Here is a 21,540-nt window from a genome sequence, read left to right on the forward strand (position 1 = left end):
CACCTGCGTCACGGAATCACGGAATCACCGCGTTACCGCGTTACCGCGTCACCGAATCACCCGAATCACCCGAATCACCCGAATCACCCGAATCACCCGAGTGGAGTCACCCGAGTCACTCGAGTCACCTCACCGACCCTAAACACGAACATCGAAGGAGTAGTAGATGGCTGCATTGTTCGAACCGTTTCAACTGAAGGACGTCAAGCTACGCAACCGCATCGCGGTACCGCCGATGTGCCAGTACGTCGCCGAGGAAGGCGTGCCCAACGAGTGGCATCACGTGCATCTCGCGGGCGTCGCGCGCGGCGGCGCGGGGCTCGTGATCGCCGAGGCGACCGCGGTGTCGCCGGAAGGCCGCATCACGCCGGGCTGCACCGGGCTCTGGAACGACGAGCAGGCCGCCGCGTTCGAGCGCTCGGTCGATGCGATCAAGGCGGCGGGCGCGGTGCCCGGCATCCAGCTCGCGCATGCGGGCCGCAAGGCGAGCGCGAACCGGCCGTGGGAAGGCGACGATCACATCGCCGCGGGCGACGCGCGCGGCTGGCAGACGATCGCGCCGTCCGCGGTGCCGTACGGCGCGCATCTGTCGAAGGTGCCGCACGAAATGACGCCGGACGACATCGCGCGTGTGAAGGCCGATTACGTCGCGGCCGCGAAGCGCGCGCGCGACGCGGGCTTCGAATGGCTCGAACTGCATTTCGCGCACGGCTATCTCGCACAGAGCTTCTTCTCAGTGCATTCGAATCGCCGCACCGACGCATACGGCGGCTCCGCGGAGAATCGCGGGCGCTTTCTCGTCGAGACGCTCGCGGCCGTGCGCGAGGTGTGGCCGGAGCGCCTGCCGCTCACCGCGCGCTTCGGCGTGATCGAATACGACGGCCGCGACGAGGAGACGCTCGCCGAATCGATCGGGCTCGCGAAGCGCTTCAAGCAGGAAGGGCTGGATCTGTTGAGCGTGACGGTCGGCTTCTCGACGCCCGACGCGCGCATTCCGTGGGGCCCCGCGTTTCTCGCGCCGGTGGCCGAGCGCGTGCGCCGCGAAGCGCAACTGCCCGTCGCGTCCGCGTGGGGGATCGATACGCCGGCGCTCGCCGAGCGCGTCGTGAAGGACGGGCAGCTCGATCTCGTGATGGTCGGCCGCGCGCATCTCGCCGATCCGCACTGGCCGTATCGCGCGGCGCTCGAGCTCGGCGTCGAGCGCGCGTCGTGGACGCTGCCCGCGCCGTATGCGCATTGGCTCGAGCGTTATCGCGCGGCCTGACGGCGCGACGCGGCGCGGCGTGCCGCGCCGCGCTACCGGGCGGGGCGCGGGCGCGCCGGGACGGGCGGCGAGGCGTTCGGGGCGGCATGCGGGGCGGCATGCGGGGCGGCGTTTTGCGCGGCGTTCGGGGCGGCGGATGCGGCCTCGATCGGTCGGTGCCTCGATGTCGCGTGCTTGAATGCGTGTTCGCTCGCGAAGCGGGCTCGCGCGAACGAGCTTTCGCCGCGCGACATCGTCACGGCGCGGATGACCCGATCGCGGGCGGACGGCGAGATGTCGTCCGCCCGTTTTTCGTTCGGCGCTCGCGATCGGCATCGGGTCGAGGCTGCGTGAAAATGAAAACGCACGCCGAACGCGCCAGTCGAGAGAGTCCACCGTCCAGATCGCGCGGTATTGGCTGCGTGACAGCGCGGGAAGGGTAAAGCGACACTCGACAACCGAGTGGATTTGCGTTTTCACGCCGCCTCGGTCGGCGGGAGGCGTTCAGCGTCGACGCTTGCGCGGCGCGTCTGCGCGCGCGGCGCGGCGTTCGTCATGTGTCGCGCGATAGCTTCCTTCGACGAAACGCGCGTTGTTTTTTGAGGCAGGAATGGACGGCTTCGGATCGGCGGGCGTCACTTGGCGTCGCCATTCGCCATTCGCCATTCGCCGCACGCTGCTCATCACGCACCCCGCACCCCCGGCTGCTCGCCGCTTGCCATTCGCCATTCATCGCTCGCCCATCGCCCATCGTGTGCGCACTCGTCGCGCGGCGTTCATCATGCGCCGCGCATGGCCGTCCCGCGATGAAGCGCGCGCCGATTTCAACAGGCGCAATGCGATTTGCGCTCCCGCATCCTGTTGACATCGATCAACACGCGAACCGCATCGATCCCCGACAGTCGACGGGCGGAGCGACGCGCATCCGCCCGCTCGGCCAGCATCGAAGGCGGCCGGGCATTCGCGGCGCGAATACGCCGGCCCGCATCCACCGGCCGCCGACGCGCCCGCGCCGCCGGCATACCGCTTCGCGCGGCGCGATCCGGCCCGTCGCTCGGCGGCTCATGCTCGACCGTCGAAGGAGATCCCTATGCGTCTTCCGAACAAGCGTGGCTTGATCATCGGCATTGCAAACGAAAGCAGCATCGCGTTCGGCTGCGCGCGCGTCATGCGCGAGCAGGGCGCCGAGCTCGCGATCACCTACCTGAACGACAAGGCCGAGCCTTATGTCCGGCCGCTCGCGGAGCGTCTCGGAAGCGGGCTCGTCGTGCCGTGCGACGTGCGCGAGCCCGGCCAGCTCGAAAGCGTGTTCGCACGCATCGAGCGCGAATGGGGGCGGCTCGACTTCGTGCTGCATTCGATCGCGTACGCGCCGAAGGAGGACCTGCATCGCCGCGTGACGGACTGCTCGCAGGCGGGCTTCGCGATGGCGATGGACGTGTCGTGCCATTCGTTCATTCGCGTCGCGCATCTCGCCGAGCCGCTGATGGCGAACGGCGGCTGCCTGCTGACGGTCACGTTCTACGGCGCAGAACGGGCAGTCGAGGACTACAACCTGATGGGGCCCGTGAAGGCGGCGCTCGAAAGCTCGGTGCGCTACCTCGCCGCGGAACTCGGGCCGCGGCGCATTCGCGTGCACGCGTTGTCGCCGGGGCCGCTGAAGACGCGCGCCGCGTCCGGCATCGACCGCTTCGACGCGCTGCTCGAACGCGTGCGCGAGCGCACGCCCGGGCATCGCCTCGTCGACATCGACGATGTCGGCCATGTCGCCGCGTTCCTCGCGAGCGACGATGCAACTGCGCTGACAGGCAACGTCGAATATGTCGACGGCGGCTATCACGTCGTCGGCTGACGGCGCGGCGCGCAACTTGCAGCGGGCAGCTGCGTAACGGGCAACTGCGTAACGGGCAACTGCGTAACGGGCGTGCGCGGCGGGCGCTCGCGCGCGTTTGCACGTATTCGAGCATGTTCGACGGTGTTTGAGCGCGTCGCGCCTGCGCGATAAGATGGCCGTCTCAATTCGATTCGATTCGACTCGCCATTCCGCTCGCCATCCGCCACGCTCGAAGGACTGCCATGCCGCCCGTCACGCTCGTCGTCACCGATCGCCCCGAACCCGCCCAGATCGATTTCATCGATGCGGGCCTCGCCGCGTACAACGTCGAGCGCGCCGGCGTGAACGACGAGCGTGCGCTCGCGGTGTTCGCGAAGGACCCGGACACGGGCGCGCTGCTCGGCGGCCTGACGGGCCGCACGTCGCTCGGCCTGATGTTCGTCGATCTGTTCTATCTCGCCGACGCGCTGCGCGGCGACGGCATCGGCCGCGCGATCCTGCGGCTCGCCGAGGAGGAAGGGCGCGGGCGCGGCTGCGGCGCGGCCGTGCTGTACACGATCAGCTTTCAGGCGCCCGCGTTCTACGAGAAGCTCGGCTGGCGCCGCTTCGGCGAAGTGCCGTGCGATCCGCCCGGCACGAGCCGCGTGTTCATGACGAAAACGCTGCGCTGAGCAGGCGCGCGCGACGGTCGGCCGCCGCACCGGCATCGTCGTGCGCGTCCATTAAGATGGCGATGTCGCGGCGCGCCGCGCTTTCCCAATTCGCCAAGAGTCCTCATGGTTCAGAACGCACCTGTCTCGCCGGAGCCGTCCGGCCGCCCGAAGGCCCAGTCGATCGCGCTCGGCGCGCTGTATGCGGCGCTCGTCGCGCTCGCGTTGTGGGTGATTCGCGATTTCATTCCCGCGATCGCATGGGCATGCGTCGTCGCGATCGCGCTGTGGCCGGCGTTGCGCCGCATCGACGCGCATCCCGCCTTTCACGGCCGAGCGACGCTCGTCGCCGCCGCGTTGACGACGGCGATCGCGCTGCTCGTCGTCGTGCCGATCGCGGCGGGGCTCGTCGAGGCGGTCGACCAGAGCCACGAGTTGCTCGGCTGGCTGCATCGCGCCGAGCAGGCGGGCATTCCCGCGCCCGACGCGCTGTCGCGTCTGCCGTTCGGCTCGCAGCAGGCGAGCGCGTGGTGGCAGGCGAATCTCGCGAAGCCGCTGCATCCGGCGGCGGTGAAGGGCGTCGATAGCGGGACGGTCGTCACGTTCGGCCGCCACTTCGGTTCGCGCGTCGCGCACGCGGCGGTGCTGTTCGGCTTCATGCTCGTCACGCTGTTCGTGATCTTCCAGGCCGGCCCGCGCCTGTCGGGCGCGCTGCTGACCGGCGTGCGGCGCGCGTTCGGCGACAACGGCGCGGCGCTGCTGCAGCGAATGGCGGCCGCGGTGCACGGGACGGTCACGGGGCTTGTCGTCGTCGGCTTCGGCGAGGGCGTGCTGCTCGGCATCGCGTATGCGTTCGCCGGCTTGCCGCATGCGGCGCTCCTCGGCCTCGTCACGGCCGTGGCCGCGATGCTGCCGTTCTGCGCGCCGCTCGTGTTCTGCGGCGCCGCGCTGTGGCTGTTCGTGCAAGGAGCGGCCGGCTGGGCGATCGGGATCGCGGCGTTCGGCTTCGTCGTCGTGTTCGTCGCCGAGCACTTCGTGCGGCCGGTGCTGATCGGCAGCTCGGCGCGGCTGCCGTTTCTGCTCGTGCTGTTCGGCATTCTCGGCGGCGCGGAGACGTTCGGGCTGCTCGGCCTGTTCGTCGGCCCGGCGCTGATGACGGTGCTGACCGTGCTGTGGGCGGAGTGGGTCGATTGACGGCGCACGTCGAACGAACGGTGCGTTGTTTTTCCGACTGTTTTAAGAAAATTCAACAAAAAGACAGCGAAACGTCGATTAGCATGCAGTTTTCCACTGCGACGGCATCGCGCCGCACGGTTGAGCCGCATGCCATTCCAGACGACGAACCGCACCGTTCCCGCCCTCGCTTTTCCGCTCGCCGCCGCGCTGCTGTTGAGCGGCTGTTCGTGGTTCAGCGGCTGGTTCGATTCGTTCTCGTACGCGAGGCTGCCGCTGCCGAAGGCGGCCGCGCAGCCGGGCGCGACGCAGACGCAGATCGTGGCGGCGGGCGGCAATCCGGCGAGCGTCTGGATGGTGCGCAACGGCTCGGGCGTCTGCTACAACTACGATTTACGCCACGGCAACGACCATCGTCCGTACTACGTCGTGTTCGATCGGCGCGGCGTCGTCTCGCGGCACGGCTTCGCGACCTGCTCGGAAGCCGACCGCGGCGGCTTGCTGCGCGGCTCCGCCGTTCGCTGACCGGCGCGGCGTCCGGGCGCGGCGGGCGGCTCTTGCGGTGGACCTACTGGCGGACCTATTCGTCCGCGCACGCATGACGCGCGACGGATTGCCGGATCGAACTCAGAATGTCCCGCCAGTGCGAATAGATCAGAAAGTGCCCGCCATCCGCGATTTCATGCAGACGGGCGCCCGGAATGCGCGCCGTCAGCCGACGCACGGCGTCGATCGAGATGTGCCAGTCCAGGCTGCCGTGAAAGAGCTCGACGGGCATCGCGAAGCGCTCGCCGTCGATTTGCCAGCCATGGACGTTCAGCAGCGTTTCGGCGACGAAGTGCCGCGTGCCGTGCCTCACGCCGGCCAGCAATTCGCGCGCGTAGTTTTCGCGAAATTCCGCATGCTCGAACACCCGGCGATCCACTTCCGGCATCGATTGCAGGATGGATTCGATATAGCCGTACACGTCCTTGCGAATGCTGCGTATCACGACTTGCAGTAGCGGCGGCAGCAGGTTGGGCGTGTAGCGCGCCACCATCAGCGCCATGCGGAAATGGGCCGAGTATGCGCGGATATCCTCGAAGCGCTCGACGGGAGGCGTCGCGCCCACGACGAACAGCGCATCCACGCGGTCCGCCATCGCTCGCGCGGTGGCGAGCGCGTAGGGCGTGCCCGCCGAATAGCCGAGCACGGCGAAGCGCGTCAGATCGAGATGATTCGCCAGGGCCGCGACGTCCGCCGGCCAGTCCGACACTCGCCGCCCCGGCATCGGATCGGAATCGCCCGTGCCCGGACGCTCGGGAATGATGAGCCGGATGGATGCCTCGCGAAGCAAGGCGTCGTCCGGATGCCGCAGGTGCCGCGAGCACGACAGGCCGTGCATCAGGATCAGGGGAAGGCCGTCCGGATCGCCGCTGTCGGACCACGCTAGCCACCGGCCGTCGGGCAGGCGCAGGCGCCCGTCCTCTTGCGCGGGCGAACGCGCGGCGGCCGCGGGTGGCCGGCGCAGGCGAGACCATGGTTGCGCCGTTCCGGTTTGATCGAGCCAGAGAGGCGTCGACCAGATCGCCTGAACCAGTTCCGGTTGGCGCCGCACGCCGATCTTCGCGAACACCGATTTCAGTTGGGTCTTGACCGTGTTCACGCTCGTGCCGAGATCCTGCGCGGCGTCCTCCAGCGTCATCCCGCGCACGAGCCGCTGGGTGAGCCGCGCTTCCGCCGCGCTCAGGTCGAAGAGCGCGCTCAGGCCGGCTTCCGGCACGAGCGGCGCATCCGAGCTGGCGACCCAGACCATCGCGTGCGCGTTCGTTCCCGCTTCCCGTGCGACGCGGCTCACGAGCACGGACAGCGCCGCTTGCCCGCCGTCGAGCCGGAATGCGGCCTGCGTTTGCGCATGCTCGGGCGCGTCGCGCAACGCGTCGTCGAGAAGCCGCCGGGGCCGCGATTCCAGGCGGCCGGCGACGATCGCCAGGCCGCCGTGGCCATTCAGGATCGATCGCGTCGCCCGGTTCATGTGGACGATCGCGCCGTTGCGCGCCACCAGCGCGATGCCGACCGGCAGCCGATCGAGCACGCTTTCGCTCAGGCATCGCTGCCCGTCGGAATCGGTCAGCCGCTGGCGCATGTCGCAAGCCCGGACGAAGTGCGGCGCGAGAAGCGTGAAGATCTGGCGTTCGGCCGCCGTCGCGCTCGTCGGCAGCGGGTTGCCCATGCCGTCGAACCAGCTCGCGACCATGCGGTCAGTCTCGTGCCGCGGAATCGGCAGCGCGTCGTGAACGCGGGCGTCCGACAGGAAATCCGCCATCGCCTGCAGCAGATGCGGCCACAGGTCGTCGTCGTTCGCCGTCTCATAAATCAGACCAATCAGGCTCGACAGCGGCCCGGCCGGAAATTCAGTGCGTTCGTTCATCCCGCCCCCCTCGACGCGGCGCCGCCTCGAGCCTCGATCATGACATGCCGCCGCGCTCGATCGATACCTCGAACGGGTGATGCGCCGCGATCGCATTCCGACCACGATGGGTGCCGGATCGAAGCGCGGCGTCGACGCGATTCGGTCCAGGCGCCACTCGGTGGCTCTTCCTGAAAATGATACGCACGGCTAAGGGGACGATGATGAAAAATCAGATCAGGCTACGGCTTGCCGCGATGGGTGTCGCGACGGCCATTTCGTCGATGCTGGCGGGTTGCGGCGCAGACGGAAATTCGGTGGGCGGCGCAAACGCCAATTCGGGCCCGGGCGGCGCGGCGCAGGGCGCGACCGTGAGCGGCACGGTCGCAAGCGGCAGTCCGGTGCCGAACGCGGTCGTCACCGCCGTCGACGTGAACGGCAAGACCGTGACCACCCAGGCGGGGGGGAGCGGCGCGTATACGCTCGACGTGACCGGGCTCGCGCAGCCCGTCGCGCTCGTCGCGACCGATCCGGGGGGCCAGGTCGGCCCGTTCGTCTCGGTGCTCGCGAGCACGCCCGCCGCCGGACAAAGCGCGACGGCCAACGTCACCACGCTGACGACGGCCGTCAGCGCGCTCCTCACGCCCGGGGGCAATCCGCTGGAGCTTGCGATACCGGCCAATTTGAGCGCCGAGGTCACGCCGGCCAAGGTGCAATCTGCCACGCAGGTGCTCGACACGTATCTCACGCACTTTCTGAGCGCTGCCGGCGTGTCGAACCCCGCCGCATTCGATCCGATCGGCGCGCCGTTCTCGGCAAACCATGCCGGCGCCGACGCCGTGATCGACATGTTCCGGATCGTCGCTCAAGGTTCCGCGACGTATCTGACCTTCATCGGCGCGACGTCGGCGCAAGGAAACGTCGACCTGACGCTCAACGCGCAGCAGTCGCCGGGCAGCGTGCCGCAACCGCCCGTCCCCGAGGCCGCCGCGACGGTTGCCTCGCTGAACGCCGGCCTTGCGAGCCTAGTCGCCGACATGCAGGCATGCGTGGCCGCGGGCGGCACGGGGGCCGCCTGCAACGTGGTCGATCCCGGCTACATGGACAACGGCTATGCGCGCATTTCCCGATACGATGCGAATCTGCAAAGCGCCACCGTCGTGTTCGGCACGCCGTCGATCGTCGAGACGGTCGGCATTCCGAATGCGACCGGGGGGCAAGGCGCCACCGGCGCGTTGATCGGCATTCCTTATGCGTTGAGCGCGCCCGCGCAAGGGCAACCGCAGGCGTATCCGTACACGCTCTACACGACGGTGCAACCGTCGGTTCGAACCCGCTATGGCTGGGACATCGTCGGCAACCAGCTGCCCTTCGATATTTCGGCGACGTCGCGCGCGACCTATCGCAATTTCCACGACAGCTTCGTCAATTCCACGGGAAGCCACGATGCGAGCTTCTTCGATGCGGGCGTCACGTTGGGCGTGAACCTGGGCGGCCCCGGCGGTCGCAACATCGATGCCGCCCACGTGACGGGGCCCGGCCTGCCGAGCGCCGGATTGTGGCTCGTGCATTCGACGGTCACGGGGGACGGTTCGCTGGCGATCATGGCGAAGCAGCCGTCGTCGCAGCCGGCGCCCGGAACCACGACGGGCAGCAATACCAACGAATATCGCTGGTCGTGGGCCACGCTGCCGGGCGGCGCGTTCACGCCGCCCGCCAAGGGCTTCTGGAGCACCGGCAAGCTCGACGGCTCGCTGCCGTTGTACGGCGCTTACACGTTCACGCTGTACGACGCGACGGGCGCGGCGCTCGGCACTTACAGCGTGTTCAATCCGACGCCGCTCATCGATGCGCAGGCGGGGCTCAACGCCTACGGGCAGGGCAACGACGCGGCCCATCCGCAAGGCGCCTGGCCGGGGCTGGGCGCCGACGTGGCTGCGGGTTTCCTGTCGGCCACGGGCGCGTACGCCGGCGCGCAAGCCGCGTTGAACGTGGACTTCACGCCGCCGCCTTCGCCTTCGCCGAACCCGGCGCAATTGACGCTCGGCAAGATCAACGTTCAGAGCGAGGACCAGAACAAGGCCGGATGCGAAGCGACCGTGCCAGTCACGAGCGGCGCGACTTCGGTCGCGGTGGCGGCGCCCACGTCGCCCATCGCGTGCAGCTTCCTGGCCGTCGACAATGCGTCGGATGCCGCCTATCGCATCGTGCAGTTGCGCAGCAAGAATACGCAGGGGGTGCAGTTCTACCTGAATGAAACCTACCGCAGCGGCCAGAACGCGCCCGATGCTTCGTAGCCCGGAGCCGATGGCGAGCGGGCTCGCGCCCGCGCGCCATCCGGCTCATCTCGCGGCGTCTCGCGCCGGTTTTCGCGCGCCGCGCCGCGCATCGTCGATCGCGAGGCCGAGCCGCCGCGCGCATGCGTCGATCTGCTCGGTCGGCACCGCGCCGTAGCCGAGCACGAGGCCGTTGTACGCGGCGCGATCGGTGCCCGGCAGGCAGAAGCGCGACAGCGGCCGCACCGTGATCGCGCGGGCGAGCGCCGCGCGCGCGACGTCGACGTCCGCGACGGGCGCGTCGAGCCGCGCGGACAGGTGCATGCCGCCCGCGCCGCCCGACACCGTTAGCGCGCCGCCGAGATGGCGCGCGAGCGCGGCTTGCAGCACGTCGCGCCGCTCTTCGTAGAGCCGGCGCATGCGGCGCAGATGCCGCGTGAAATGCCCGGCCTCGATGAAATCGGCGAGCGCGAGCTGCTCGGCGAGCCGGCCGCGCGGCGCGAGCGCGCCGATCGTGCGGCGCAGCTCCGGCGCGAGCGCCGCCGACGCGACAACGAAGCCGATCCGCAGCGTCGGAAACATCGTCTTGCTGAATGTGCCGAGATAGACGACGGGCGCGTCGTCGCCGAGGCTTTGCAGCGCGGCGAGCGGCGCGCCGAAGTGGCGGAACTCGCTGTCGTAGTCGTCCTCGATGATCCATGCGCCGGCCGCGCGCGCGTTCGCGACGAGCGCGATGCGCCGCTCGACGCTCATCACCGCGCCGAGCGGATACTGATGCGACGGCGTGATGTAGACGAGCCGCGGCGGAGCCGCGCGCCAGTGCTCGGCGCTCGGCGCGAGGCCGTCGGCGTCGACGGGGATCGGCACGAGCCGCAGGTCGGCCGCCTGGAGCGCCGAGCGCGCGCCGACGTAGCCGGGATTCTCGATCCATGCGGTGTCGCCCGCGTCGGCGAGCGTGCGCGCGCACAGGTCGAGCCCGTGCTGCGTGCCGTCGGTGACGAACACCTGCTCCGCTTCGCAGCCGATTCCGCGCGACACGCGCAGATATTCGGCGATCGCCTGCCGCAGCCGCAGGTTGCCGCCGAGCGGCGCATGGCCGAGCTGCGCGGGGCCGATGCGCCGCCACGCGCGCTCGGTCGCGCGGCGCCACGATGCGAGCGGAAACTGGTCGAGCGCGGGCATGCCCGGCAGGAACGACAGCGGCTCGCGCTCGTCGTCGACATCGGTGTCCGGCAGATCCGCGGTGCGTCGCGACAGCACGGGCCGCGCGTGCGCGGGCGATGCGGCCGCGCACGCCGCCGGCAGGCCGACGCGCGCGACCATCGTGCCTTGCCGCCGCGCGACGACGAAGCCCTCGGCGGCGAGGCGCTCGTACGCATAAAGCACCGTGTTGCGCGCGATCCGCAGCGTCTCGGCGAGCGCGCGCGACGACATCAGGCAGGTGCCGGGCTCGAGCGTGCCGCTCAGAATCGCCGCGCGCAGGCAGGCATAAAGGCGATGCTGCTGCGACGCGCGCGCGAGCGCGTCGTGCGCGTTGTCCCGCTCGAAGTTCGACAGCAGCACGCCGTAATCCATCGTGGCTCCAAAAATGATCGATCTCATGGATCTATTCATGGTGCCACAGATTTTCTATCGTCGAGCCTGTCGAAACGATCATGTCCATCCAGGAGCCACGCCGAATGACCTCGACCGCAGCCGAATCCGCTCGGCCCCCGACCGCGCCGAGCTCGCGCACCCGCGTGCGCCGCGTCGCCAACCGCGGCCGCTATGATCGCGCGACCCTCGAAGCGATTCTCGACGACGCGTACGTATGCCACGTCGCGTTCGCCGACGAGTCGGGCGTGCACTGCATTCCGACCGCGTGCTGGCGCGAGGGCGATCATCTGTACATCCACGGCTCGAACGGCAGCCGGATGCTGAAGCTCGCGGCGGCGGGCGCGCAGGTGTGCGTGACGGTCACGCATCTCGACGGCCTCGTGCTCGCGCGCTCGGCGTTCAATCACTCGATGAACTACCGGTCGGCGGTGATCTACGGCGAGTTCGAGGTCGTGCCGGATGCGCGGAAGGCGGCCGTGCTCGATGCGTTCGTCGAGCGGATCGCGCCGGGCCGAAGCCGCGACGCCCGGCCGGGCGACGCGAACGAGCTCGCGGCGACGACCGTGCTGCGCATCGCGCTCGACGAAGCCGCGACGAAGATCCGCGCAGGCGGCCCGAAGGACGACGAGGCGGATCTCGGCTTGCCGGTGTGGGCGGGCGTGCTGCCGATGCGCGACGCGCACTTCGCGCCGATCACCGACGCCGCGCCGGCGGGCGTGCCCGATTACGTGCGGCGCTGGCAGGACGCGGTGCCGCTGCGCGAGACGGACGACGAGGAGGCGAGGCGCGTCGCGGTGCGCTGAGCCGCATGCGCGCTCGCATGCGCTCGGCGATGGGGCGGGGCGGCGGCTTTCGGCGACGGGGGCCGCGGGCGCCGCGCGCATCGACGCGCGCGGGGCGGCATGGGCGGCGCGGCGTCGGCGACATCGAACGCGCCGGCCGCCGGCCGCTCAAGTCGTCTTCAGTGTAGGCCGCGGCCCGGCTGCCGCCGTGCGCGCGTCGTGCGCCTGCGGCGCGGCGTCGGCGGGCCGCGCGGCGACCGAGAACCCGATCGTGTTCCAGCCGCGTTCGCACGACACGAACACGGCGCCGCCGTGCATCTCGGCGACGGCCTTCACGATCGACAGCCCGAGGCCGTGATTCTCGTTGCTGTTCGCGCGCGCTTCCTCGATCCGGTAGAAGCGCTCGAACAGATGCGCGCGCGCGGTCGCGTCGATCGGCTCGCCCGGGTTCGACACCGCGATCTCGACGGTTTCGCCGCGCGCCGCGATCGTCACGCGGATCGTGTTGTCCGGCCGCGTGTGCTGGATCGCGTTGATCAGCAGGTTCGTCATCGCGCGGCCGAACAGCGACGGATCGACGCTCGCGCGCGCGTCGCCGGCGAGCTCGGCGCGCAGTTGCGCGTCGTCGAACGACATGTCGAGAAACGCGAGCATGCGCGTGACCTCGGCCGCGAGCGACACGTCGGCGAGATCGGTCGCGCGCTCGCCGCGGTCGCGGCGCGCGAGGAACAGCATGTCGTTGACGATGATCCGCAGCCGCTCGAACTCCTCGAGATTCGATTCGAGCGTCTCGCGCAGCCGCTCGGCCGAGCGCTCGCGCGCGAGCGCGACCTGCGTCTGGCCGATCAGGATGCTCACGGGCGTGCGCAATTCGTGCGCGACGTCCGCATTGAACGATTCGAGCCGCTCGTGCGCGTGCTCGATCCGTTCGAGCGCGCCGTTGAACGAGCTCGCGAGATCGTGCAGCTCGCGCGGCAGCGCGTCGGTGTGCAGCCGCCGGCGCCGGTTCGCGGGGCCGAGCGACGCGGCCTCGCGCGACAGCCGCGCGAGCGGCGCGAGCCCGACGCGCGTGACCGCGCGGCTCAGCAGCAGCGTCGCGAGCGTCGCCGCCGCGATCAGCGCGGCGAGCGTCAGCATGATGTGCCGCAGCATCTTCTGCGTGCGCTCGCACGCGGTCGACACGACGAGCGTGAGCGCCGGGCGCTCGCCGCTCGCGGGCAGCGCGACGGTCTTCGTCATCACGTCGTATTCGCTGCCGGGCGGGCGCAGCCGCAGGAAGCCGTCCGCGGCGGGCCCGTCGGGCTCGCCTTCGACCGGCTTGCCGAAGCGGAACGCCGGATCGGCGCTGTCGACGTGATAGCGGGTCGAGCCGTCGGGCGGCTCGAGATCGGCGAGCTTGTCCTGCGTGATCTTGAAGCGCGCGGCCGTCGTGCCGTGCGACACGATCATCGCGGCGATCTTCGTGCGCGTGTCGAGCGTCGCGCGCAGCTCGGCGAACAGTTGCCGCTCCATCATCGCGAACAGGCCGACGCCGACGAGCGTGAACACGAACAGCGACGCGACGCCGAACAGCACCGACAGCCGCCTGGAAATCGAGCGCGTCATGAGCGTTTGGCCTCCGCGTCCTCTTCCGCGCGTTCCTCGAGCACGTAGCCCATTCCGCGGATCGTGTGCAGCAGCTTGTCCGCGAACGGGCCGTCGAGCTTTGCGCGCAGCCGCTTGATCGCGGTCTCGACGACGTTCGCGTTGCTGTCGAAGTTCACGTCCCAGACGAGCTCGGTGATCGTCGTCTTCGACAGCACCTCGCCGCGCCGGCGCGCGAGCACGCCGAGCAACTGGAATTCCTGCGCGGTGAGGTCGAGCCGCACGCCGTTGCGCGTCGCGCGGCGGCTGATCAGGTCGACGCGCAGATCGCCGATCGAGATCAGCGTCGATTCCTGCACGCGCGCGCGGCGCGTGAGCGCGCGCAGCCGCTCGACGAGCTCGAGGAACGAGAACGGCTTCGTCAGGTAGTCGTCGGCGCCGCCGCGCAGGCCGCGTACGCGGTCGTCGACGCGGTCGCGCGCGGTCAGCATGATGACGGGCGTGTCCTTGTGCGCGCGCAGCGCCCCGAGCACGCCGAAGCCGTCGAGTTTCGGCAGCATCACGTCGAGGACGACGACGTCGTAGTCGTACTCGAGCGCCATCCATGCGCCTTCCTCGCCGTCGGTCGCGGCATCGACGACCCAGCCCTCGTCGGCGAGGCCGCTCTTCAAGTAATCGACCACTTTCGCTTCGTCTTCGACGATCAGTACTTTCATGTTCTGTCCCGTTGTGCCGGTCGCGTGCCGCTATGCCGCGCCGGCCGGCCGCCGGGGCGGGGCGGCGGCCGGCGTCGCCCCGGCGTTCGCCGTAGATTGTGCGCCCATCCCGGCGGATCGTGCGGATTCGGCTGGCGTGACGGCGAGCCATGCGGATGCGGCCGACGTGGACGCGGCCGACGTGGATGCGGCCGACACGGAAACGGCCGATGTCGCAGTGGCCGACGCGGCAGTAGCCGGCACGTAGGCGGTCGACGCGGCGGCTTCGCCTGTTCCAGCCTCGTTCCCGGCCCCGGCCCCGGCCCCGGCCCCGGCTCCGGCTCCGTTCGCCGCCGCGCGCGTCGCGGCATCCCGCGACGCAGCGGCCGGCATCGGAGCGCCGCCTGCCGGCCGCTGCGCCTCTTCCGTCTCCACCGCGCTCCACCCGCCGCCGAGCGCCTTCGCCAGATACACGACGAGCGCCGCGCGCTGCCCGCGAATCTGCACTTCCTGCCGCTCGCTCGCGAGCAACTGCTGCTGCGCGCCGATCACGTCGATGTACGCGGTCAGGCCGCCCGCGTAGCGGTCCTGCGCGAGGCCGACGAGCCGCTGCGCATCGTCGACGGCCGCCCGCGCGCGGCGCTCGGCCTCGTCGAGCACCGACAGCCCGGTTACCGCGTTTTGCACTTCCTCGAACGCGGTCAGCACGGTTTGCCGGTAGTTCGCCTGCGCGGCCGCGTAGCCCGCCTGCGCGTACGCGACGCCTGCCGCGAGCCGGCCGCCCTCGAACAGCGGCTGCGCGAGCGACGCGCCGACCGACCACAGCAGGCTCGGCGCCGTGAAGAGGCTCGCGAAGCGGGTCGCGTCCCAGCCGAGCGCGGGCGAGAGCGTGATGCGCGGGAAATACGCGGCGCGCGCGACGCCGATTTCGGCATTGGCGGCCGCCATCGCGCGCTCGGCCGAAGCGACATCCGGCCGGCGCTGCAGCAGCTCGCTCGGCAGCCCGGCGGGCAGCGTCGGCGCGGTGAGCGTCTGTACGCGCGGCGGGATCGAGAACGCCGGCGCGGGCGTGCCGGCGAGCGTCGCGATCGCGTGCTCGAGCTGCGCGCGCTGATTGAGCAGCAGTTGCGTCTGCGTGCGCGTCGCGTCGAGCTGCGCCTTCTGCTGCATCAGATTGAGGCCGGACACGGCGCCCAGGTCATGCTGCGCGGACACGAAGTCGAGCGCTTTGCGCTGCAGCGCGACCGAGCGGTTCAGCACGTCGATCTCCGCGTCGGTCTCGCGCAGTGCGAGGTAGCTTGTCGCGAGGTTCGCCGTCATCACGAGGCGTGCGTTCGCGAGGTCGTCGCGCGCCTGGTCCGTCGACGCCTGCGCGGACTCGACCGAGCGGCGAATCCGGCCGAACAGGTCCGGCTCGTAGCTGACCGTCGCGCCGATCTGCATGTCGTTCTGCACGGTCGAATGATTCGCCTGCGCGTAGTTCGTGAGCGGGCGGTCGGCCGAGATCCGCGCGCGCGACGCGCCGGCGGCGAGGCCCGCGCTCGGCCATTGCGCGGACGCGACCGACGCGAGCGTCGCCTGCGCCTGGTCGTAGCGCGCGGCGATCGCCTGCACGCTCGGGTTGTGCGCGAGCGCGCGGGTTTCGAGCTCGTCGAGGAGCGGATCGCCGAACGCGCGCCACCAGTCGGGCGCGAGCGACGCGCGCGCGGGCGCGGCGGGCCGCCAGTACGAATCGGCCGGGTCGATGGACCAGGCGGCGGGCGTGTCGACGGGCGGGCGGCGGTAGTCCGGGCCAACCGTGCAGCCGGCGAGCGCGAACGCGGCTAGCGCGAGCAACGCGAGCGGGCGGTGCGGCCGGCGTGAACGCGATTTGGGCGGCGGCAGATCGGGAGAATTCGGCGAATTCGGCGCGCCGCTTGTATACGGCGATTGAAGCGAGCAGCGAATTTCGGGCGAACTGGCGGAGGTGGCTGAATCGGCGGAGGTGCGCGAACGGGTGAGCGCGGCCGAATCGGCGAAGGTGTGCGAACTGGCGAGGGTGGGCGAATCGGCAAGGGTGGACGAATTGGCGAAGGTGGGCGAACCGGCGAGGGTGGACGAATTGGCGAAGGCGGACGAACCGGCGAGGGTGGACGAATTGGCGAAGGTGGGCGAACCGGTGAGGGTGAACGAATTGGCAAAGGCGGACGAATCGGTGCAAGCCGACGAAAGGGCGAAGTCCGGCGCTCGCGACGGTTTTCGCGCGCCGGTCGATCCGTGCGGCTTGATCGCGACAGACGTATTAACCGTATCGATTACATCGACCGCGCCGACCGCGCCGACCGCGCCGATCGTATCGATCACATCGACCGCGTCGACCGCACCGATCGGCGAGATCGGCGAGATTACCGGGATCACCGGGATCACCGGGATCACCGGGACCACCCGGATTGCCGTCCTGATCGAGTGGACCGCCCGGATCATCGCCCGAACCGCCCGAACCGCCCGAACCGCCCGAACCGCCCGAACCGCCCGAACCGCCCGAACCGCCCGAATCGATCCCGACGACGCGAACGGCCGAAGCCCCCCGCGCGGACCGCGCGCGCCGAACGCGATGCGCGTGCTCACGTCCGCGCTCCGGCCGCCTGCGCGGGCATCGGCGCGGCCCGCCCGCTCTTCGGCGGCTGCGCGATGATCACCGCGTCGCCGTTCGCGAGCGAATCGCTCGGATTCAGCACGATCCGGTCGGCCGGCGCGAGGCCGCCGTCGATTTCGAGCGTCTGCCCGAGCGTACGCGCGATCGTCACGCGATGCAGCCGGATCTGCCCGTTCGCCTCGACCACCGCGACGCTCGGCCCCTCCGCGCGGAACAGCAGCGTGTTCGCCGGAATCGTCAGGTTGCCGGCCGGCGCCATCGGCAGCGTCGCCTTCACGTAGGCGCCCGGCATCAGCTTGCCGTCGCCGTTCGGCAGCGTGATCTCGATTTGCAGCGTGCGCGTTGCAACGTCGATCGCCTGCGCGGTGTGCGTGATCGTGCCGTCGAACGTCTGCCCCGGCAGCTCGGGCTGCGCGACGCCCACGTGCTGGCCGAGCCGCACCTGTTGTGCATATGCCTGCGGCACCTGCACGTAGAGGCGCAGCCGGTCCGCCTGCACGACCGTGAAGAGCGCGCGGCCCGCGCCGCTGTTGCCCGCGTTGACGAGATCGCCGACGTCGATGTTGCGCTGGGTGACGATCCCGTCGACCGGCGCGACGATCTTCTGGAACGATTTCAGCTCGGTGAGGCGCCGCATGTTCGCCGCGGCGGCGGCGACGTTCGCGACGCCCTGGGTGTACGCGCCTTGCCGATCGTCGAGCTCCTGCTGCGACACCGCATCGCGCTCGCGCAGCTGCCTCGCGCGATCGAGCGACGTTTTCGCGAGCGCGAGCGTCGATTCGGCCTGCTGCCGCTGCGCGACCGCCTGCGCAAGCTCCTGATCGAGCTCGGGCGTGTCGAGCTCGGCGAGCAGCTCGCCCTGTTTCACGCGCGCGCCGATGTCCGCGCGCCAGCGCAGCACGTAGCCGCTCGCGCGCGCGTAGATCGGCGCCTCGACGTAGCCGCGCAGCGTGCCGGGCAGCGTGAGGCGGCTCGCGCCCGTCGCCGCGCTCGGCTGCACGACGCTCACGTACTGGCGCGCGTTCTGCGCGGCGAGCGCGTCGAGCCGGTTCGCGCGGCTCCAGTCGGCGACGAGCGTGCGGAGCCCGCCCGCCGCGAGCAGCAGCCCGACGGCGGCGAGCGCCCATTGCGCGCGCTTCCACATTTGCGCGCGCGCGGGCAGATCGAGACCGGATTCGTCTACGTGTATGCCGACGGAGCTGTGATGTTTCTCTTCCATGGATTCAACCGGTTCTCAATTCGGGTCAACGGAGCGGGGCGCGGCGTCGCCGGCACGCTCGGCCGCGGCGCGGCGCGCGCGGCGCTTCGCGAGCCGCTGGTGGACGCCCGCGAACACGAGCGGCACGAACAGCAGCGTCGAGACGGTCGCGAGCAGCAGGCCGCCGATCACCGCGCGGCCGAGCGGCGCGTTCTGCTCGGCGCCGACGCCCAGGCCGAGCGCCATCGGGATCATGCCGATGATCATCGCGAGCGCGGTCATCAGCACCGGGCGGATTCGCGTCGCGCCCGCCTCGAGCGCGGCCGTGAGCGGCGGCGCGCCGGCCTCGAGCCGCTGCCGCGCGAACGCGACGACGAGAATGCTGTTCGCGGTCGCCACGCCGACCGTCATGATCGCGCCCGTGAGCGCCGGCACCGACAGGTGTGTGCCGGTGATGAACAGCATCCACGCGATGCCGGCGAGCGCGGCGGGCATCGCGCTCACGATGATGAGCGGATCGAGCCACGACTGGAAGTTCACGACGATCAGCAGATAGACGAGCACGATCGCCATCGCGACGCCCGCGCCGAGGCCGAGATACGACGTGCGCATCGTCTCCACCTGGCCGCGCATCGTGATCGTCGTGCCGCGCGGCAGCGTCGCGCGCGCGTCGTCGATCGCCCGGCCGATCTCGGTCGCGACCGAGCCGAGGTCGCGGCCCTCGACGCTCACGAGCAGGTCGATCACCGGGCGGATGTTGTAATGCGTGACGACGGCGGGCGACACGCCCGGCACGATGTCGACGAGATTGCCGAGCAGCTGGTACGGCGCGCCCGCGCGGCCGCTCGCCGACACGGGCGTCGCGAGCAGGTCGCCGACCGAGCCGACCTGGTATTGCGGCGTCTGGATGGTCAGCGGATATTGCACGCCCGTCTTCGGATTCACCCAGAACGACGGCGCGGTCTGCGACGTGCCGGCGAGCGAGATCAGCAGGTTCTGCGCGACGTTCTGCGCGGACAGGTCGAGCTGTTGCATGCGCGTGCGGTCCATGTCGGCCGTGAGGCTCGGCTCGTCGTTGCGTTGCAGGACGTGCGCGTCGACGGCGCCGGGAATCGCGCGCACGCGCTTCATCAGCCGGCTCGCGATCGCCATGTTCGACGCGAGGTCGGCGCCTTGCACCTGCACGTCGATCGCGGCCGGCTGCCCGAAGTTCAGGATCTGCGTGACGATGTCCGACGGCTGGAAGAAGAACTCGACGCCCGGAAAGCGCGCGGGCAAGAGGCCGCGCAACTGCTCGACGTAGCGCTGCGCGCTCGCGTGGCCGGGCTTGAGCGCGATCAGGATCTCGCCGTCGAGCGTGCCGATCGTGCCCGCGTTGCTGTACGACAGGTTGATGCCGCTCACCGGCAGCCCGAGATTGTCGACGATCGTGCCGAGCTCGGCGGCCGGCACCGCTTCGCGGATCGTCTGCTCGACCTGGTCGGCGAGCCGCGCGGTTTCCTCGATCCGGTAGCCGGTCGGCGCGCGCATGTGCAGGCGGAGGTTGCCCGCGTCGACGCTCGGGAAGAAGTCGCGGCCGAGCGCGAACACGAGGCCCGTCGACAGCACGCAGAAGCCGAGAAAGAGCGACGCATGGAAGCGGCGGCGCACGAGCAGCACGCTCAGCAGCACGATGTAGCCCGCGCGCAGCCGCTCGAACGCGCGCTCGAACGCATGATGAAAGCGCGCGAAGCGCGACGGCCGCGCGGCGGGCGCGGCTGGGCCGATGCCCGGGCGGTGCTTGCCGAACAGCAGCATCGCGAGCGTCGGCACGAGCGTGCGCGACAGCACGTACGACGCGAGCATCGCGAACACCACCGCCTCGGCGAGCGGCACGAACAGATAGCGCGCGACGCCCGTGAGGAAGAATATCGGCACGAACACGACGCAGATGCAGAGCGTCGACACGAGCGCGGGCACTGCGATCTCGCCCGCGCCCTCGAGGATCGCCGTGCGCAGGTCGGAGCCCAGATGCAGATGGCGTTCGATGTTCTCGATCGTGACCGTCGCGTCGTCGACGAGAATGCCGACCGCGAGCGCGAGGCCGCCGAGCGTCATGATGTTGATCGTTTCGCCGAGCGCGGCGAGCGCGAGCAGCGACGTGAAGATCGACAGCGGAATCGAGATCGCGATGATGAGCGTGCTGCGCCAGTTGCCGAGGAACAGCAGGATCATCATCGCGGTCAGCGCGGCGGCGATCAGCGCCTCGTGAATCACGCCCTGGATCGCCGCGTCGACGAACACCGACTGATCGAAGAGCGGCGTGATTTTCAGATCCTCGGGCAGCGTGTTCTCGACCGACGGCAGCAGCGCCTTCAGCGTGTTGACGACGGCGAGCGTCGACGCGTCGCCGCTCTTGAGCACCGACACGAGCACGCCGCGCTCGCCGTCCTTGCGCACGACGTTCGTCTGCGGCGTGAAGCCGTCGCGCACGTGCGCGACGTCTGACAGATAGATCGTCGCGCCGCCCGTCGTCCGCACGGGCAGCCGGTTCAGCTCGGCGAGCGTGTCCGGCGACGCGTTCGTGCCGACGCGGTATTCGGTCTGGCCGATTTTCGCGGTGCCGGTCGGCAGCACGAGGTTCTGAGCGTTGACTGCATTGACGATGTCGGCGGGCGTCATGCCCTTCGCGAGCAGCGCCTGCGTGTCGAGATCGACGGAGATCACGCGCGTGCGGCCGCCGTACGGGTAGGGCACCTGCGCGCCGGGAATCGTGATCAGTTGCGGGCGCAGGAAGTTCATCGCGACGTCGGCGAGCTGCTGCTCGCTCATCGACTGGCTCGACAGCCCGAGCTGGATCACCGGAATGCTCGACGCCGAGTAACTGATGATGAGGGGCGGCGTCGCGCCCTGCGGCATCTGCCGCACGATCGCCTGCGCGGCCGACACCGTCTGCGCGATCGCCGTCTGCGTGCTCGCGCCGGGCTGCAGGAAGATCTTGATGATCGCGATGCCGGGCAGCGTCTGCGATTCGATGTGCTGGATGTTGCTGACGGTCGTCGTCAGCGTGCGCTCGTGGACGGACGTGATCCGGTCGGTCATCTCCCGCGCGGACAGGCCGTTGTAATTCCAGATCACGCTGATGACCGGAATGTCGATCGACGGCAGCACGTCGGTCGGCGTGCGCATCAGCGCGAGAGGCGTGGCCAGCAGGATCATGATGGCCATCACGATGAACGTGTACGGGCGCTTGAGCGCGAGATTGACGATCCACATGGAGGGCGGGTGCTCAGACGGGCGGGTGTTGCGTCGGTGGTCGGGATCGCATGATAAAAAAGCGCGCCGGACGTGTCGCTGACGCGAAGATGGCGGATTTGTCAGGAAGGGATCGTCGGAGGAATCGGGCGGGGCGGGCGTCGGCGCGCAGGCTTTGCCGGACCGGCCGGATCGGGGTGTGGCATCCGGCCGATGATTGGCGGGCTTGGGTGCGGCATGGGGACGAGTTG

Annotated in this window: 16 protein-coding genes; 8 read left to right on the top strand and 8 right to left on the bottom strand. The window is 70.1% G+C overall.

All coding sequences use genetic code 11. From position 1 onward, the window contains the following. Nucleotides 1-166 precede the first annotated feature (166 nt). Nucleotides 167-1,264: an NADH:flavin oxidoreductase/NADH oxidase gene (locus X946_RS12035; protein WP_038747652.1), complete on the top strand. Its 1,098-nt coding sequence runs from the start codon at nt 167-169 to the stop codon at nt 1,262-1,264. 483 nt (nt 1,265-1,747) lie between these two features. Here the strand turns inward: X946_RS12035 and X946_RS35090 are convergent, their stop codons facing one another. Beyond that, the gene (locus X946_RS35090) at nt 1,748-1,972 is read right to left on the bottom strand and encodes a hypothetical protein (protein ID WP_161788659.1); all 225 of its coding nucleotides are present in this window, start codon (nt 1,970-1,972) and stop codon (nt 1,748-1,750) included. Between the two features lie 361 nt (nt 1,973-2,333). Here X946_RS35090 and fabI point away from each other — a divergent pair, with 361 nt between their 5' ends. The 4 genes from fabI to X946_RS12055 all read left to right on the top strand — a co-directional run bounded on the left by fabI (nt 2,334) and on the right by X946_RS12055 (nt 5,425). Further along, nucleotides 2,334-3,095, top strand: coding sequence for an enoyl-ACP reductase FabI (gene fabI, locus X946_RS12040; protein ID WP_038747654.1), 762 nt, complete (start codon nt 2,334-2,336; stop codon nt 3,093-3,095). Nucleotides 3,096-3,319: 224 nt separating this feature from the next. Beyond that, nucleotides 3,320-3,748: a GNAT family N-acetyltransferase gene (locus tag X946_RS12045; protein ID WP_038747657.1), complete on the top strand. Its 429-nt coding sequence runs from the start codon at nt 3,320-3,322 to the stop codon at nt 3,746-3,748. 105 nt (nt 3,749-3,853) lie between these two features. After that, complete coding sequence (locus tag X946_RS12050; RefSeq protein WP_038747659.1) at nt 3,854-4,921, top strand: AI-2E family transporter; 1,068 nt, start codon at nt 3,854-3,856, stop codon at nt 4,919-4,921. Between the two features lie 129 nt (nt 4,922-5,050). After that, nucleotides 5,051-5,425: an outer membrane protein assembly factor BamE gene (locus tag X946_RS12055; RefSeq protein ID WP_038747662.1), complete on the top strand. Its 375-nt coding sequence runs from the start codon at nt 5,051-5,053 to the stop codon at nt 5,423-5,425. Nucleotides 5,426-5,480: 55 nt separating this feature from the next. Here X946_RS12055 and X946_RS29520 read toward each other — a convergent pair whose 3' ends face one another. Next, nucleotides 5,481-7,310, bottom strand: a complete 1,830-nt coding sequence (locus X946_RS29520) for an alpha/beta fold hydrolase (protein ID WP_052145066.1) — start codon at nt 7,308-7,310, stop codon at nt 5,481-5,483. A 200-nt stretch (nt 7,311-7,510) separates the two neighbouring features. On the opposite strand from X946_RS29520, the gene X946_RS12065 reads away from it, so the two are divergent. After that, entirely contained in the window at nt 7,511-9,586 is a 2,076-nt protein-coding gene (locus X946_RS12065; protein WP_161788660.1) for a carboxypeptidase-like regulatory domain-containing protein, read from the top strand. A gap of 45 nt (nt 9,587-9,631) precedes the next feature. Here the strand turns inward: X946_RS12065 and pdxR are convergent, their stop codons facing one another. Then, nucleotides 9,632-11,140: a MocR-like pyridoxine biosynthesis transcription factor PdxR gene (gene pdxR / locus X946_RS12070; protein ID WP_038747667.1), complete on the bottom strand. Its 1,509-nt coding sequence runs from the start codon at nt 11,138-11,140 to the stop codon at nt 9,632-9,634. Nucleotides 11,141-11,244: 104 nt separating this feature from the next. Between pdxR and X946_RS12075 the strand changes: the two genes are divergently transcribed. Then, entirely contained in the window at nt 11,245-11,964 is a 720-nt protein-coding gene (locus X946_RS12075) for a pyridoxamine 5'-phosphate oxidase family protein (RefSeq protein ID WP_038747670.1), read from the top strand. A 147-nt stretch (nt 11,965-12,111) separates the two neighbouring features. Here the strand turns inward: X946_RS12075 and X946_RS12080 are convergent, their stop codons facing one another. Genes X946_RS12080 through X946_RS12095 form a run of 3 tightly spaced genes read right to left on the bottom strand, consistent with a single transcriptional unit; the run spans nt 12,112 to nt 16,058 of the window. Then, complete coding sequence (locus X946_RS12080; RefSeq protein WP_038747672.1) at nt 12,112-13,548, bottom strand: heavy metal sensor histidine kinase; 1,437 nt, start codon at nt 13,546-13,548, stop codon at nt 12,112-12,114. Beyond that, nucleotides 13,545-14,243: a heavy metal response regulator transcription factor gene (locus tag X946_RS12085; protein ID WP_038747675.1), complete on the bottom strand. Its 699-nt coding sequence runs from the start codon at nt 14,241-14,243 to the stop codon at nt 13,545-13,547. The genes X946_RS12080 and X946_RS12085 overlap by 4 nt, the downstream gene beginning before the upstream one ends. Nucleotides 14,244-14,273: 30 nt before the next feature. Then, on the bottom strand, nt 14,274-16,058 hold the full coding sequence (locus X946_RS12095) for an efflux transporter outer membrane subunit (RefSeq protein ID WP_235364018.1): 1,785 nt from the start codon (nt 16,056-16,058) through the stop codon (nt 14,274-14,276). Between the two features lie 130 nt (nt 16,059-16,188). Between X946_RS12095 and X946_RS35460 the strand changes: the two genes are divergently transcribed. Then, nucleotides 16,189-16,896 carry a hypothetical protein gene (locus X946_RS35460; protein WP_162483264.1) on the top strand — a complete coding sequence of 236 codons (708 nt, stop codon included), beginning with the start codon at nt 16,189-16,191 and terminating at the stop codon, nt 16,894-16,896. Here X946_RS35460 and X946_RS12100 read toward each other — a convergent pair. Continuing rightward, nucleotides 16,826-18,076, bottom strand: a complete 1,251-nt coding sequence (locus X946_RS12100; protein ID WP_038747678.1) for an efflux RND transporter periplasmic adaptor subunit — start codon at nt 18,074-18,076, stop codon at nt 16,826-16,828. The two genes, X946_RS35460 and X946_RS12100, sit on opposite strands and share 71 nt — an antisense overlap. Nucleotides 18,077-18,091: 15 nt before the next feature. After that, nucleotides 18,092-21,310: an efflux RND transporter permease subunit gene (locus X946_RS12105; protein WP_038747681.1), complete on the bottom strand. Its 3,219-nt coding sequence runs from the start codon at nt 21,308-21,310 to the stop codon at nt 18,092-18,094. Nucleotides 21,311-21,540 lie beyond the last annotated feature (230 nt).

The sequence above is a fragment of the Burkholderia sp. ABCPW 111 genome, from assembly GCF_000773065.1.
In the GTDB taxonomy this organism is placed as follows: Bacteria; Pseudomonadota; Gammaproteobacteria; order Burkholderiales; family Burkholderiaceae; genus Burkholderia; species Burkholderia savannae.

What these genes read in the sequence shown, in the direction of transcription:
- X946_RS12035 (WP_038747652.1), top strand. Translation starts at nt 167, where the DNA reads ATGGCTGCATTGTTCGAACCGTTTCAACTGAAGGACGTCAAGCTACGC.
- X946_RS35090 (WP_161788659.1), bottom strand. Translation starts at nt 1,972, where the DNA reads ATGGCGAATGGCAAGCGGCGAGCAGCCGGGGGTGCGGGGTGCGTGATG.
- fabI (WP_038747654.1), top strand. Translation starts at nt 2,334, where the DNA reads ATGCGTCTTCCGAACAAGCGTGGCTTGATCATCGGCATTGCAAACGAA.
- X946_RS12045 (WP_038747657.1), top strand. Translation starts at nt 3,320, where the DNA reads ATGCCGCCCGTCACGCTCGTCGTCACCGATCGCCCCGAACCCGCCCAG.
- X946_RS12050 (WP_038747659.1), top strand. Translation starts at nt 3,854, where the DNA reads ATGGTTCAGAACGCACCTGTCTCGCCGGAGCCGTCCGGCCGCCCGAAG.
- X946_RS12055 (WP_038747662.1), top strand. Translation starts at nt 5,051, where the DNA reads ATGCCATTCCAGACGACGAACCGCACCGTTCCCGCCCTCGCTTTTCCG.
- X946_RS29520 (WP_052145066.1), bottom strand. Translation starts at nt 7,310, where the DNA reads ATGAACGAACGCACTGAATTTCCGGCCGGGCCGCTGTCGAGCCTGATT.
- X946_RS12065 (WP_161788660.1), top strand. Translation starts at nt 7,511, where the DNA reads ATGATGAAAAATCAGATCAGGCTACGGCTTGCCGCGATGGGTGTCGCG.
- pdxR (WP_038747667.1), bottom strand. Translation starts at nt 11,140, where the DNA reads ATGGATTACGGCGTGCTGCTGTCGAACTTCGAGCGGGACAACGCGCAC.
- X946_RS12075 (WP_038747670.1), top strand. Translation starts at nt 11,245, where the DNA reads ATGACCTCGACCGCAGCCGAATCCGCTCGGCCCCCGACCGCGCCGAGC.
- X946_RS12080 (WP_038747672.1), bottom strand. Translation starts at nt 13,548, where the DNA reads ATGACGCGCTCGATTTCCAGGCGGCTGTCGGTGCTGTTCGGCGTCGCG.
- X946_RS12085 (WP_038747675.1), bottom strand. Translation starts at nt 14,243, where the DNA reads ATGAAAGTACTGATCGTCGAAGACGAAGCGAAAGTGGTCGATTACTTG.
- X946_RS12100 (WP_038747678.1), bottom strand. Translation starts at nt 18,076, where the DNA reads ATGGAAGAGAAACATCACAGCTCCGTCGGCATACACGTAGACGAATCC.
- X946_RS12105 (WP_038747681.1), bottom strand. Translation starts at nt 21,310, where the DNA reads ATGTGGATCGTCAATCTCGCGCTCAAGCGCCCGTACACGTTCATCGTG.